This window comes from Vibrio sp. TBV020 (assembly GCF_046056895.1).
In the GTDB taxonomy this organism is placed as follows: domain Bacteria; phylum Pseudomonadota; class Gammaproteobacteria; order Enterobacterales; family Vibrionaceae; genus Vibrio.
The window spans coordinates 1,978,753-1,993,039 of the sequence record NZ_JBEEAQ010000003.1; the positions used below are offsets into that span (position 1 = coordinate 1,978,753).

The window sequence follows — 14,287 nt, forward strand, 5'->3', positions numbered from 1 at the left end:
TAAAGACGGGTTATATGTGTTCTAAGACTTAAAGCTTAGGTGTAAAGTGACCCTAGTTGATTATAATTTACAAGGAGCCTCTTATATGACAGATATATTGTTAGTCATATTTACTGCAGTGCTAGCTTTTGTTGGCTGGCAACAACTTCTCTCATCACGTACACAGGTTCATTTGGGATTGTTCGAAAAGCGCTTTGGCTCATATCAGGCCTGCATGAAGTTTTTAAACGTGGCCCTTACAAATACTATTCCCCAAGAAAACATTGATGAGTTCAAAATAAGCACTCAACACATACCGTTCTTGTTTGATGAAGACGTAAACTCTTATAGGCAAGAGTTACTTAACAAAGTGTTAAAACTTAAATTATTAACGGGAAGACAATTAGTTGGCGGGGCTCAAGACGATGACGCTGAAGAGGTACTATCAATAAATGAATGGATTACCAAACAACTCACAGAAGGTGGTTGTCATGAAAAATTCGACAAGTATTTAACGTTCATACACTGGAACCCTACTCCCGAGTCGGACGTAATAGCAAAGCTAAAAAAGTTGCTATCTAATAAATATAACTTCTAACTCATTGATAAAAAGAAACGTTTCCCCTTGCATCGATACTTCTAGTCCAGCGTAAGGGTTGAATTGAATCTTATCTCCGACCGAAAGTTCTACCACTTTCGGTCCTATCGCAATTACTTCTCCTTTGTTTGATACCTGTTCAGGCAACCAAAATCTTTCGGATATAACTTTGTTTCTAGATACTACTACCCAATCATGAAGCGGCTTCAATATCATAGTAATTTACCCTTCTTCATTTCTTGTAATAGTGCCGTAACCGGGGTGTCCATTTTACTCAAAGGGTTTCCTTTATCGAGAACATGAGTCATCTTGCGCATCGATATGTGAGTATATATCTCTGAAGTTTTAGGATCTGCATGCCCCATCAAAGCTTGAATTTGTAAGGTTGAAGAGTCGGACTCAGCTAATTCGGTACCAAATAAATGGCGCATTGCATGAGCGTGTGCCTGGTCTTCAGGAACTCCGGCAGCAATAGCATATCTCTTAATCATCCTATCAACTGCCCGACAAGATAGTCGACGTAGCTCTCCTCTATGCTCCCACTCAGGGACATGCCTATTCCTGAGGTTAACAAACAACACCGAGTCTCCGTTCTCAAGCACACGATCAATATCTTTAAGGTCAGGATGTCCCAGGTATGCTTGGACCAGAAGCATCGCCTCTAAAGGAACAGGAACCAATCTCTCTCTTTCTCCTTTTTCCAACGTTTTAATGGCCAAACGCTCTACTTCTCCATATTGATACCAAATCAATTGTGATTCGTTTAATCCGCAAAGGCCAGCGACCCTGAAACCACATCCAATGAGTAAAGCAAGCACCGCACTATCTCTCAAACCAGACAGAGAATCTAAATCAGGCTGTAACAAAAGCGTTTCAGCACTCTTTAGTCCCATAAATCTAGGTAGTTTTCGTCCAATCTTCGGATAAACCAGTTCAACTGCAGGATTTTTATCGATGAGGTGTCGCTTAGCGAGAAAAGAATAAAAGCCTCGTAAAGCGGCAACTGCCACTTTCCTAGATGCGGCCGAGTAACCAGCTCGATGTAGCCACCCGCCAGAAAACTGTTCCAACGTTTTTAGCTCAGCAGCACCAAAATCGTTATCTATGTACCCACCAAATTGCTTTAGTAGGCCCCGATACTTACTAATAGTTCTAGTGCTGCAGTTTTCGTTTTCCTGCTTCCATGTAAGAAACAGATCAACCAGATCAGGTTCAGCAGTGTTTTGTTTTATTTCTTGGTCAGGGGCAGATAAATCCATGGAGTTATGGGCTTGCTGGTTGAGAACTCAATAAAACCAGTATCTATAAGGCTTTAAGCAATGTGGAGGGCTTTAAATTATCCATGGAAAAAACCATGGAGGCTAAAAAACCTATGGGATAAAAAATACACACCAAAATTAACTCATGGAGACCAATTTGCGCTCATTTCCTTCTTTCTTGTTCTCTATCTCTCTCTTTTTATTAAATAAAGAAAGAAAAGAAAGAAGAACGCACCAAATTTGAGAAAAAACGCAACTCATGGAGAAAACGCACAGACTCATGGAAAAAACAGTGGAACTTGTGGAGGAGTTTTTATTACAAACCAAGGCAGAATAAGGCATGGAGAACTCATCCCCATGTATTCACAGGTTTTGATTAAGTATGCATGACAATAGAATTGACCAAACACCCTCAAGCCGCCATCCTATTTTTCATGTTCAGTACTCTATCTTGGCGCCCATATCTCTTCAGGGGGTGCGGGGGAGAAGATAACATCGAAAGAAAGCCGCCCATTATGTTGGGCGTTCTGAAGAACTTAGGGGGATAACAGTAAGCAATGCTCCCAGAACGCCCTCTAAGAAGTTTTTCAACAAGGTAAAAATGCACATATCAACCAAAGGAGGCAACTATGTGCAAATTACCCGTAGCTAGAACTATCAATGAAATCATCTATGAGATCATGGAAAAAGAAGGGTTTCGTTCAAACAACCAAGATGACCTGGGCGGAGATACCACATATGGAATTACCGAAAAAACAGCTCGTAACCTTGGTTATAAAGGACTTATGAATGACCTTACACCTGATATAGCGAAATCTTTGTACTTAGGTGAATACGTCCAGCGCGTTCGTTTTGATGAGATTCATGAGATCAGCGCAATTGTCGGTGAAGAGGTTATCGATACTGGTGTAAATATGGGACAAAGTGTTGCTGCTAAGTTCCTACAGCGTTGGCTCAACGTGTATAACAACAAACAAGCCTATTATTCAGACTTGACGGTCGATGGCCATATAGGACCAGCCACTATCAGAGCATTAACAGCGTTCTTATCGAAGCGTGGCCATGAAGGAGAAGTAGTACTTTGGAAGTCACTGAACGCATCCCAGGGGGCGCGTTATTTAGACATCACCGAAGCTAGAGAAAAGAATGAAACCTTTGTTTATGGTTGGATGAAAAATCGAGTTGGATTATCTTAATTCGGTTCCAAAACCCTATGGTAACTCATTGGATTTAATTGCTCTCATTTGCTCTAAAATGAACGTGCGAATTAGAGCAAAAAACACAAATATATTAAATAATTCATACGCTTAGCTTAAATAACAGACCATCTTGACATGGTAGGGGTCGGCGATTCGAGTTCGCCCGGACCCACCAAATTTAGTTCCTTGTGAACAAACGCAAAGCCCAGCAGAAATGCTGGGCTTTGTTGTATCTAGAACGTTCCCCTGCCCTTACTCAGGCTTACAAAACTTCGATCGATTCTAGTCACCTATCTGTTTAAAGTGATTCTGTTTCTCATTGATACAAGAAGTTCACTATGTTCAAGAAATCCGTTTATTTACTCCCTCTTCTAGCCTTAGCGCCAGACACTGCAACCGCCGATAGCAATATTGTCTATGAAATGTCACATATAGGCTTTGGTTATAAACATGCGAGCCTTGATACAGCTGCTACAGAACCATACTTAAACGGAAAATATAGTAATGAGGTAGATAAAACATACGGAGGTTTGTATGTCGACCTTGGATTGAGCATGACTGAAACCTTATTTCTAGAAGGTAATGCTAGCTTTGTTACTCGTTTCAGTTCTGAGATCGATGCATGGCAAGCAGGAGTTGGATTCAATGTCCCAGTGTCACCTTTTATCGCCCTACCTTTATCATGTGGAATCATCAACTACCGTGCTGATAGCGACTACTCCCCTTCGTATTCTGAGAACGCCTTGTATTGCAAAGGAGGCGCGAGAGCGCAAATTGCCAAACATTGGCTGATCGATGCTTCTTACCAACATGCTTTTCTTAATGTTGCCAAAGACACTTATCGTTTAAACAATGTATTTCAGTTTGGGTCAGTTTTTGGTTTTACAGTGGGAATGGAATATGCGCAAAGGGAAAAAGCAGAGACCGCTGTCACTGTAGGGTTGCAGTTTACTCTTTGATCAATGACCAGATGAGTCACGTACTGATAAACAAAAACTCCGGTACAAGACCGGAGTTTTCAATTCTGTTTGGGTGCATTAGTTAGTTAAAACGTACCGCATCTTTATCGACGTAAACCGTATCACCAATGCTGGTCTTAACCTCTAAAAAACCTTTGTGGCGCTGCTTAACTTCACCACGACGTTTTCTGTCTATCTTACGACATTCGCCTGGTAGCTTAGCGACTTTGTTACTTGCTTTCTTACGAGCTAAGAATGTCTTCATTGCTGTCTCTGTTTGACATACAACGCGCTCTTTAGGGATAACAACATCAGCACCAGCAAAAGCACCGAACGATACAGAGCACATAACAGCAATTAGAGCTAACTTCTTCATATTGATCTCTCTTTCAAGCTTCAAGACGCCGAACATCATACCAAATAAGGTTATATTGTACAGCGTTTTTTATATCACCTAATTCTGCTTAGTTCTCAACGAACGGTTATTCGTGCTTTATAAAGTGATTTTTGATAGGATCTGCGGCCAATTTAGCACTGAGCGACATTATGAACCGTAAAAAGAAGATCAATAGCATCTTAAAGGCGAAGCTGAAAAAGAAGAATTCAAAGCTACATAAGAGCAATAAACCTCGCTATATTTCAAAAGCAGAGCGCGCTAAGTTAGAAGCTGAAGAAAATGCGAACGATTCAGTAGAACTAGAACCGTCAGCTCAAGAAGTCGAAAACGACGAACAGAGTAACTAGTCCGATACAAAAAAGTCAGCTTTATAAGCTGACTTTTTACTATGTTCAGTTACCGATTGATTAATAAAGTATCGTCTATCGGTATAAATCGATCGCTTGCATCAATAAGTGATTGGGCAGTCAAGCCGGGAACACCATATACATCCACTTTGGTGTTGAATCGTTGTTGAACCCGCTCCACCAGGACTTCAAAGTCCCCATCGCCCGAAAGCAAAATAATACGATCGACATTCGCCGCGGCTTCAAATACATCTAGAGCAATCCCAACATCCCAGTCCCCTTTTGCACTGCCGTCCATGCGCTGAATAAAAGGCTTAAGCTTTACATTAAAACCAATCCCGCGAAGGATATGATGAAACTGACGCTGTTTAGGGTCATGCGAGGCAATTGCATAAGCATTAGCTTCGACAACCTGCTTTCCTTCTGTCGCAATGTACCAAAACTGGTTGTAATCAAAATTACTGCGATATTTATCTCGAGTGGTGTAATAGATGTTCTGTACATCTACAAAAATCGCGACTTTTTCCATTGTTAGACCGGCTTAGAGACAAGATGCCCTACTCTATCAGAACAGATTTACAATCACATCCTCATTCAGCCATAGCAGCGTCGTAGATAGCAATAATGTCGCTGATGCAGGTATCGCTGCAGAAAAAGTATCTCGGCTACAACATTGCTTCGCACGTCGTTCCCTTCCGTTGCATATCCGTGCCTTCATTGATTACCTCGTTGATTACTTTCAATAACGAAAAAGGCCTCGAATATGCGAGGCCTTTTTATGTGTTCCAAGTGATACCAGTGACTAGTTAAACCATTTCAACTTATCATGTAACGAAGTGACACTACCTACTACGATAAGAGCGGGGCTTACAGCATCTTTAGCCATGTTTGGCAGTTCTGTCAGGCTACCGGTAAATACGCGCTGCTCTCGTCGCGTTCCGTTTTCAATGATTGCGCAAGACATGTTCGCATCAATGCCATTTTCAAGTAGCTTGTTAGCGATGTACTCGCATTGCTTAAGGCCCATGTAAAAGACAAGTGTGTTGTTCGATTGCGCCAAAGAGTGCCATTCGATCTCACGGCCATCTTTTTGTACGTGACCAGTAATATATTGAACGCTCTGTGCATGGTCACGGTGTGTCAGCGGGATGCCCGCGTATGCCGTTGCACCTGCCGCAGCAGTGATACCCGGCACTACTTCGAAACGAATACCATGCTCTGCCAGTTCTTCTAACTCTTCACCACCACGACCAAAGATAAAAGAGTCACCACCTTTTAATCTGACGACTTTCTTACCTTCTTTAGCTTTATCTACCAATAGCTGGTTAATCTGATCTTGAGGAACGCAGTGATAATCTAATCTCTTACCAACGTAGATCATTTCAGCTGATTCATCAGCTAATGCTAAGATCTCTGGAGATACCAGTCGATCATAGACAACGACTTCAGCTTGCTGAATGACTCGGTAGCCTTTCACCGTTAACAGGTCTGGGTCACCCGGACCTGCACCCACTAAAGAAACAAAACCAGTATTAATAACTTGGGATAGATTCGCTGTCATATTTTTCAACGCCTATAAATCAAAATTGGTTGCTGCCATTGTGATAGTTAGTCTTTATCACAACTTTGAACATAAAAAGTATAACTCGATGGATTTACCTCTTAGGAATTATTACTTTTTATATTCAAATCAATAGACTATGTACCGAAAGTTGAAAGAACAATGGCCCCGAGTTATGGGGCCATTATTGAATTATTTAGTGTTTAATGCCACTTGTGCATCTACAGTTTCTTCAGTGTCGATTGAAGGTGCTGCTTTAGCATGAGTTAGGTAAAGTGGAATACAAGTCATAATCAGACCACCAACAATATTACCTAGAATTGTTGGGATAAGGTTGAAGTTCAACCAAGTCGCGATGCCAAAATCAGCACCTAGAATCATACCTAGTGGGAATAGGAACATGTTTACTACTGTGTGCTCGAATACTAACGCGAAGAAGATGAAGATTGGGAACCACATCATTGCTACACGGCCAGCAACCGTACGAGCAGTCATGTTACCAATCACGCCAAGACATACCATTAGGTTACAGAAAATACCGCGAACGAAACAGGTAATCCATCCGTCCATACCCATGTTTTCAAAACCAAGACTACGTGCCGTTGATACAGCGATAAACTTCTTAGCCACTGCGTTTAGTTCTAGAGAGAAGTTACCCGTTAGAGAGATTGCCACTAGGTAAGCAACAATCAATGAACCGATAAGGTTACCAAGGCCAACAAGACCCCAACAACGGAAAATGCGCCCCCAAGTAATACCAGGACGGCCTTCAAATTTCGCTAATGGTGCAAGACCAAAAACGCCTGTTACTAGGTCATAGCCCATAACACTTAGAATGACAAAGCCCACTGGGAAGACAAGCGCACCCACAACGCCAACACCTGTCTGAACAATTGTCGTGATTGCTACAACAACCGCTAGAGATAAGATGATACCAGCCATAGTGCCGCGCAAAATCAAGTCACGAGTACTTGTTTTTGTTTTAGCTTCGCCAACGTTTATCATTGTTTGTACGAATTCAGCAGGTTTAAAGTCTGTAGACATGAATGTGTCCTTATCCAAAATTGAAAGTTAAAAGTTGAAATTGAATAGTGAAAGGCTCGCTATTTCTCTGTTCCCCAACGAAGAAACAGCAAGCCTTTAAGCTATTAAATCTCGGTTAATGAAGAATTAAGCCGCGATTTCTACTGCGCCCTTTGTTACTCGAGCTTTGTACGCTTTTACGTTGAACTGCTCGTCTTCCATACAAACGCCAGTCTTCAAGTTGAAACGCTGCTTCTTCAGCGGGCTTGCGACCCAAAGTTGTTCATCATGCTCAACAATCAAGCCACGAGATAGCACGTTTGATTGAAAGAACGGGTCCATGTTACTGATTGCCAATACTTCTTCTGTCGCACGAGGACGGAAAATCGCAACTTGTTCGCCATTAACCAACGCCACTACACCAGTACCTGGGATGATGTCTTCGATGTTACAAACTTTTGTAAATGCCATGATGTCGTCTCCCAATTAAACTACTTCAACATGAAGGATATCGCCCTTCGCTTCTGGATGTTTTTCAGTAAATGTCGCTGGACGGTGTTGCTCACGGCCATCAGTAACAAATACCACATTGTCATCACGCTCATCTGAGTTAACGAAGTGAGCAAAGCGCTTAAGCTGTGTTTCATCATTGATAGTGTCAGTCCACTCACAACGGTATTCTTCAACTAACTTAGCAACGTCTGCTTCTAATTGGTCGTTAATACCAAGTTTGTCTTCAATGATGACTTCACGTAGGTAATCAATACCGCCTTCTAGGTTCTCAAACCATACTGAAGTGCGCTGTAGCGGCGCAGCAGTACGAATGTAAAACATCATGAAACGGTCGATGTACTTAAGAAGTGTCTCTTGGTCTAGATCGCCTGCAAGAAGATCTGCGTGACGAGGCTTCATACCACCGTTACCACACACATACATGTTCCAGCCTGCATCAGTCGCGATGATACCTAGGTCTTTACCTTGAGCTTCTGCACATTCACGAGTACAACCAGATACACCAAACTTCATCTTATGAGGAGTACGGATACCTTTGTAGCGGTTCTCAATCATCACGCCAAGACCAACAGAGTCTTGAACACCGTAGCGACACCAAGTTGAACCAACACATGTTTTCGCCATACGAAGCGCTTTTGCGTACGCTTGACCTGTTTCATAACCTGCCGCTACAAGCTTCTTCCAAATCGCCGGAAGATCATCTTTTTGAGCACCAAACAGACCGATACGTTGTGCACCAGTAATCTTAGTGTAAAGGTTATATTCAGCCGCAACATCAGCAAGAACTGCAAGCGCTTGAGGTGTTACTTCACCACCCGCCATACGTGGAATTACTGAGTAAGTACCATCTTTTTGCATATTACCTAGGAAGTTATCATTGGTATCATGCAGCTTAACTAGAGACGGCTTAAGAATGTGGTCACCCCAGCATGAAGCAAGAATAGAACCTGCAAGTGGCTTACATACTTCACAGCCATAACCAGTTCCGTGTTTCTCTAGAAGCTCTTCGAACGACTTGATTTCACCAATACGTACTAGGTGGAACAGCTCTTGACGAGAGTATGCAAAGTGTTCACATACGTCGTTCTTAACTTCTACACCTGCTTTTTCAAGCTCAGCATTTAGAACTGAAGTGACAAGAGGAATACAACCACCACAACCAGTACCTGCACCAGTTACTGCTTTGATATCACCGATAGTGTGATGACCTTGTGCCACTGCTTCTGCGATTTTACCTTTGGTCACATCGAAACATGAACAGATAACGGCAGATTCTGGCAGAGAATCAGCACCCAATGTTGGTTTTTCGCCACCAGCATGCGCAGGTAGAATTAGTGCATCTGGGTGTTCTGGTAGGTCGATTTCGTTCAGCATAAGCTGTAGAAGATCGCCGTAGTCAGAGGTATCACCAACCATTACTGCACCAAGAAGCTTCTTATTGTCTTCAGAAACGATTAGACGTTTGTATACTTCTTGCTCTTCGTTTTGGTAAACGTAGCTCTTACAACCTGGAGTGCGGCCGTTAGCATCACCGATTGAGCCTACTTTCACGCCTAGAAGCTTAAGCTTCGCAGACATGTCAGCACCTTCAAATTTACTGTCGTTCCCCACAATGTGGTCAACAGCAACCGTTGCCATCTTGTAACCCGGAGCAACTAGACCATAGAAAGTTTCGTTCCAAGATGCACATTCGCCGATTGCGTAGATGTTTTCATCAGATGTCTGACAGAAATCGTTGATCGCAATACCACCTCGTGGTGCAACATCTAGCTTCATATCGCGTGCTAGTTTGTCTTGAGGACGGATACCCGCAGAGAATACAATGAAGTCGGTTTCTAGCTCAGTGCCATCAGCAAAGCGCATTACGTTGCGAGCATCTTTACCTTCAGGAGCAATTTCAAGCGTATTTTTGCTGGTGTGAACTTTTACACCCATGCTCTCAATTTTTTGGCGAAGCTGATTACCACCGGCTTGATCAAGCTGCTCAGCCATCAGCTTTGGCGCAAACTCAATAACATGAGTCTCTACACCCAGTGCTTTCAGTGCACCAGCTGCTTCAAGGCCCAGTAAACCACCACCGATTACAACACCAACTTTGCTCTTCTTCGCACATGCTTCGATCGCCTTAAGATCTTCAATAGTACGGTAAACAAAACAATCTTTGCTTTCACGCCCTTTAATTGGCGGTACAAATGGGAATGAGCCAGTCGCCATGATCAACTTATCGTATTGAATTTCGCGACCTGAGCTTGAGTAAACAATGTGTTTTTCACGGTTAACGTTGATTGCACGCTCACCGATCAGCATGTTGATGCCGTGTTTTTCGTAGAAGCCTTCTTTAACTAAAGAAAGTTCATCTGCAGTATGGTGAGAAAAGTAAGAGGAAAGGTGGACACGGTCATAAGCGACACGTGGTTCTTCACAGAAAACTGTAATCTCGTATTGAGATGCATCTGTCTTTTCAACTAGGTCTTCGATGTAACGGTGACCTACCATACCGTTACCGATAACAACCAGCTTCAACTTGCTCATAGTACTTCCTAAGGGTTAGGTTTTTTATCTGAGCTAATTGTTAATTATGAAAGAAAATTAATACATGATGTAAATCAATTACAGAATCAAACTACCCTAAAGGGGTAGGAACACGAAATAACCACGTTAATTTAGTAACTATTTTACAGCAGTGACTTATAACCACACGATTTATGTCATATTTATGCTTGTTCTATAAATGCTTTGAAATATCTACCAAATTAACAATCATTATCGTATAAAATCCATACACCTCTTTCATTCACACGCGAATTGATAACATAGGTTTATTATCACTTAATGTCTTGGTGAGCCTTCACTATTTTATAGATCGTCAGCGAATCTCATTTACGTACATGACACGTGCAAATAATGTGATCTTGATACAAGTGTTTCCTTGATTCCGCAGGGAATTGGAATACTATAGCTTCATATTCAAACTTTAGCATATTACTAGCAAGGTACCGCCATGGAGCTAGACATATTCAACCCCTCAAGGCAACTGCGTCGTGCTGTGTTGTTTTGGCTGAGTATAGTACTGGCATTCTTGGGCTTAGTCGTTGCAACCCTTAATATCTTTTTTGGCGGCTTCCATTTACTTGCGGCTGTTGAAATTGTTGTTTCCTTCTTCTCTCTTTACGTTGCTTATACTTGCTACCGAGGTAATACCTCGCTAATTGTCTCGAATAGCTTTGTCTACGCACTTATTGGTGTCGTCTTCCTTGCTACTTATACCCACCCTATTGAGTTCGGAAGTTTCGTTTGGAGCTTACTCTTCCCTGTTTTGTTCTACTTAATCTTAGGTCGACGGTATGGGATGCTAGCTACAGGGGTCGGGTTCGTCAGTCAAATGGCGCTGGTTATGCATAAAACCTATTACGATGGCGTTTTAAGTTTTGCTCAACTCTCCGTTAACTTTTCACTCGCTTATCTTTGCGCTTGGCTTGCTTCGCATATATTAGAGGTCAAAAGAAAAACCTCTGAAACGTCCCTTGGTTTACTTGCCTCACGTGATGCTTTGACTGGTGTCTACAATCGACACGCTTTAATCCATAACTTTGAACGTTATCGAAGTGAGAGTGCTAAAGTCCCTCTTTCTCTTTTAATATTAGATTTAGACTTCTTCAAGAAAGTGAACGACAAATACGGACATGATGTTGGCGATAGAGTGTTAGTACAAACAGCCGCGCTTATCGATGGCTATTGCGATGAACATTTGGTCTACCGTATTGGTGGTGAAGAGTTTTGTATTGCCCTGCATAATACCGAAGTAAAACAAGCAATGCATAAAGCAGAGCAAATTCGAATTGGCATTGAGCACTACACATTTAACGATAGAGATAACCCAATTAGCCTTACTGCAAGCATCGGTATATACCAATGTGACCACTACAAGTGTTTAGAAGATGTGTTACGTGAAGCTGACAAAGAGTTGTATAAAGCAAAGATTAATGGCCGCAACCAAATTATGGTATGTAACCAAAACGAGTGCCCTACTTGCTCTTAAGCATCTCTACCAAAGCGTAAAAAAGAGGGCTTGTTAGCCCTCTTCTTCAAATACAATGTTGTAGTTTTCGGTATAAGTACAATGCGGCTGGCGACTGCAAGTAAAGAAGCGACGTCCTTTGTGTTCTCCCTGGTTAGCGACTTTGATTGTCATTGGGCTTCCACAACGCTTGCAAAAGCGTACTTCTTTATCTGGTTCAATAAGAATCAATATGCGCAGCTAACAATCGACGTAAGCGACTCACTTGGTAACTATGCTTTATATTCGCCCCAATAAGTGGAACACCGGCAGACTTACACACATGTATGAGTAACTTCTGGCGGTCAACCTTACCTTTATCAAGTTCCTTACCGTTATCCAGCTCAATCGCGACACGAACTTCTAACGTTCTCGGATCACAAACTACATAATCAAAGTAACTCTTGGCAATACGATTATTGGCAATAAACCATTGTTTCTTATCTGTCGCTAAAGGAGTAAGCACATTCGATAAGTTGACCTTAGCCATAACAACACCATGTTGACCAACTGCTGTGGTGAGTGCGTTATAGAAAGCCGATTCTTGACCAGTTAACAAAGGCCCCTTCTTCTTGTAGCTACTGTCCTTTAGTTCGTCTTGCTTTAAGTAGCGCTTTTGTACGATTACAAAGAACACCACCAAAATTATGACGACAATAAAAACACTTTCCATCTGTGTAAAATCAACCCTTTAGCAAACTCATATACTGATTATTAGATTTTATACGCTAAGAGCAACAATATGTTAGTGTTTTTGAGATTCGAGAGTCGGTAACTCCAAATTTATGACCACACGCTCAGAAGAATTGAGGTCTTGATAAGCTGCACCCCAGTACTTATCCACCAACTGGTCAATTAACCCTTCTTGTTTCGCCTGTAGCAAAGCACTCTCAATCGATGACTTATGCTTTGCCATCTGTGGTGAAAGGTAAAACTTAAAATCAACTTCATAGACGAGTAACAACCGTTTTTCTATCGCAAGGTGCTGGTTCATCTCAGCCTCAGCTGTAATTTCGTTTATCCCACGAGGGAAATAGTTTACGTAACCATCACTGGTCAACTTTTGATATAGGCTACGCCACTCACCATCTTCAAGGTAAACGCTCAACTGGTTAGTCTTCCATACATCGACATCAAACCAGTTGATTCCGAGTCCAGCAACAAGGTTTGATTCCCTTAGCTCTTTGATCGTACCAATTGAATCAAAGCGTGCTTGTAACTCTGGTGGAATCAGGAGAATTCGTTTTCCAATTAGACCGTTTGTAAGTGGGACATTCACTGATATGTAGCGTTCGTCACGTTCAGAAGTACTAAGCAACCAGGTCAAGCTAAGCTGATTACTTTGCATCATTTTTATGACACGCTTCTGAGGAATATGCTCACTTGGCGTCTCTATTCGAACCTCATGCCCAGCTCTTGATAACGACTCATATAGCAATTCGTGGTAGAACTGATGGCCACCATCTATCTGAGATGCAATAGTCAACGTCATGCTTTCTTTCGCTACACACTGTATAGATAATACTGCAAACGCAATCGCCCATATTCTCATATATTGCCCTTAACGGTACTTTGTGAGTATCTGTTCATAAATACTCGGCCCACCATCATTACTATGTTTTAAATCATCCAATGCATGCTGAAAAGTCTGAATGAGTCCACCATCCACCTCTAAGTTAAACGCAAAGTACAATTCTCCTTCACTTAATACATAGACAACTTCATAGTCCTCGGTATTATGACCACCTTTTTTGAGCCACCATTTGGCGACATTTTCCTCATATGCCCATAAGTCGATCCGATCCTTTGTGAGCTGATTTGCTAGAGTGTCAGGAACTGAACTTTCAACCATTGAATCTCTTGGCACCCCAAGTTCTAGGAGCAGTTGCTCACCAACATCATCACGAATGACCCCAATACGATATTGAGCTAAGGACATCGTATGCTTAATCTCAATATTCTTAGAACGCTTAGCTAACACAACGATCCTGGTTGAACTGATCGGCCCTGCCCATTGGAATATATGTTCTCTGAGTTGAGTTCGAGTGGTTGAGAAGAGGACGGTATCGGGCTTAATTAAGGTGGTTCTATAAGCCCTCGGCCAAGGTTGCATGTTGATTTGCTGCAGTTGAATTGTACTTTCAGATTGTTTACCAATTGCCAGCAATAGATCGACAGCAATGCCTTGAACAAGTCCATCTTGTTCAAAGTTATAAGGTGGGTATTGCTCCGTTAGGTAGGTTAACTCGTTTATTTGCGCACTACGGGCTGAGCTAATCACGAGGAAAGAGCTGAATAATATATAGATAATGAGTCGCATAAACGACCTCTATAAAATATCTTATGATCCTATTTATAATGTAGAGGTCGATCGCATTTACGTCTAGAAACTAGC

At 42.0% G+C, this 14,287-nt stretch carries 15 protein-coding genes and 1 pseudogene; 5 read left to right on the forward strand and 11 right to left on the reverse strand.

Going from position 1 to position 14,287, the window contains the following annotated elements; translation table 11 throughout:
• The first annotated feature begins 85 nt into the window (after window positions 1–85).
• Window positions 86–577, forward strand: coding sequence for a hypothetical protein (locus AAFX28_RS17165; RefSeq protein ID WP_408689440.1), 492 nt, complete (start codon window positions 86–88; stop codon window positions 575–577).
• On the opposite strand, the gene AAFX28_RS17170 is transcribed toward AAFX28_RS17165, so the two are convergent.
• Together AAFX28_RS17170 and AAFX28_RS17175 are read right to left on the reverse strand one after the other, a co-directional pair.
• Entirely contained in the window at window positions 554–793 is a 240-nt protein-coding gene (locus AAFX28_RS17170) for a co-chaperone GroES (protein ID WP_239875507.1), read from the reverse strand. The genes AAFX28_RS17165 and AAFX28_RS17170 overlap by 24 nt on opposite strands.
• Window positions 790–1,836, reverse strand: coding sequence for a tyrosine-type recombinase/integrase (locus AAFX28_RS17175; RefSeq protein WP_408689442.1), 1,047 nt, complete (start codon window positions 1,834–1,836; stop codon window positions 790–792). The genes AAFX28_RS17170 and AAFX28_RS17175 overlap by 4 nt, the downstream gene beginning before the upstream one ends.
• Window positions 1,837–2,465: 629 nt before the next feature.
• On the opposite strand from AAFX28_RS17175, the gene AAFX28_RS17180 reads away from it, so the two are divergent.
• Window positions 2,466–3,032, forward strand: coding sequence for a glycoside hydrolase family 108 protein (locus AAFX28_RS17180; RefSeq protein WP_408689443.1), 567 nt, complete (start codon window positions 2,466–2,468; stop codon window positions 3,030–3,032).
• A gap of 341 nt (window positions 3,033–3,373) precedes the next feature.
• A complete protein-coding gene (locus AAFX28_RS17185) occupies window positions 3,374–3,994 on the forward strand; it encodes a hypothetical protein (RefSeq protein ID WP_408689445.1) in 621 nt (206 codons plus the stop codon).
• An 82-nt stretch (window positions 3,995–4,076) separates the two neighbouring features.
• Here AAFX28_RS17185 and AAFX28_RS17190 read toward each other — a convergent pair whose 3' ends face one another.
• Window positions 4,077–4,370 (reverse strand): hypothetical protein, encoded by a 294-nt coding sequence (locus AAFX28_RS17190; RefSeq protein ID WP_408689446.1) that lies wholly within the window; start codon window positions 4,368–4,370, stop codon window positions 4,077–4,079.
• 170 nt (window positions 4,371–4,540) lie between these two features.
• Here AAFX28_RS17190 and AAFX28_RS17195 point away from each other — a divergent pair, with 170 nt between their 5' ends.
• Window positions 4,541–4,738: a DUF2986 domain-containing protein gene (locus AAFX28_RS17195; RefSeq protein WP_408689447.1), complete on the forward strand. Its 198-nt coding sequence runs from the start codon at window positions 4,541–4,543 to the stop codon at window positions 4,736–4,738.
• Window positions 4,739–4,787: 49 nt separating this feature from the next.
• Here the strand turns inward: AAFX28_RS17195 and AAFX28_RS17200 are convergent, their stop codons facing one another.
• The 5 genes from AAFX28_RS17200 to nirB form a co-directional block, all read right to left on the reverse strand.
• Window positions 4,788–5,267 carry an NYN domain-containing protein gene (locus tag AAFX28_RS17200; protein ID WP_408689449.1) on the reverse strand — a complete coding sequence of 160 codons (480 nt, stop codon included), beginning with the start codon at window positions 5,265–5,267 and terminating at the stop codon, window positions 4,788–4,790.
• Between the two features lie 273 nt (window positions 5,268–5,540).
• The gene (gene cobA / locus AAFX28_RS17205) at window positions 5,541–6,299 is read right to left on the reverse strand and encodes a uroporphyrinogen-III C-methyltransferase (RefSeq protein WP_408689450.1); all 759 of its coding nucleotides are present in this window, start codon (window positions 6,297–6,299) and stop codon (window positions 5,541–5,543) included.
• A gap of 192 nt (window positions 6,300–6,491) precedes the next feature.
• Complete coding sequence (locus AAFX28_RS17210; RefSeq protein WP_408689451.1) at window positions 6,492–7,343, reverse strand: formate/nitrite transporter family protein; 852 nt, start codon at window positions 7,341–7,343, stop codon at window positions 6,492–6,494.
• Window positions 7,344–7,469: 126 nt separating this feature from the next.
• Window positions 7,470–7,793 (reverse strand): nitrite reductase small subunit NirD, encoded by a 324-nt coding sequence (gene nirD / locus AAFX28_RS17215; RefSeq protein ID WP_408689453.1) that lies wholly within the window; start codon window positions 7,791–7,793, stop codon window positions 7,470–7,472.
• A 15-nt stretch (window positions 7,794–7,808) separates the two neighbouring features.
• Window positions 7,809–10,367, reverse strand: a complete 2,559-nt coding sequence (gene nirB, locus AAFX28_RS17220) for a nitrite reductase large subunit NirB (protein WP_408689455.1) — start codon at window positions 10,365–10,367, stop codon at window positions 7,809–7,811.
• Window positions 10,368–10,836: 469 nt separating this feature from the next.
• Here nirB and AAFX28_RS17225 point away from each other — a divergent pair, with 469 nt between their 5' ends.
• A complete protein-coding gene (locus AAFX28_RS17225; protein ID WP_408689457.1) occupies window positions 10,837–11,874 on the forward strand; it encodes a GGDEF domain-containing protein in 1,038 nt (345 codons plus the stop codon).
• A gap of 33 nt (window positions 11,875–11,907) precedes the next feature.
• Here the strand turns inward: AAFX28_RS17225 and AAFX28_RS17230 are convergent.
• From AAFX28_RS17230 to AAFX28_RS17240, 3 genes and pseudogenes are all read right to left on the reverse strand, one after another.
• A pseudogene (locus AAFX28_RS17230) lies at window positions 11,908–12,565 on the reverse strand (DUF2726 domain-containing protein).
• Window positions 12,566–12,637: 72 nt separating this feature from the next.
• A complete protein-coding gene (locus AAFX28_RS17235) occupies window positions 12,638–13,444 on the reverse strand; it encodes a hypothetical protein (protein ID WP_408689459.1) in 807 nt (268 codons plus the stop codon).
• A gap of 9 nt (window positions 13,445–13,453) precedes the next feature.
• Entirely contained in the window at window positions 13,454–14,212 is a 759-nt protein-coding gene (locus AAFX28_RS17240; protein ID WP_408689460.1) for a substrate-binding periplasmic protein, read from the reverse strand.
• Window positions 14,213–14,287 lie beyond the last annotated feature (75 nt).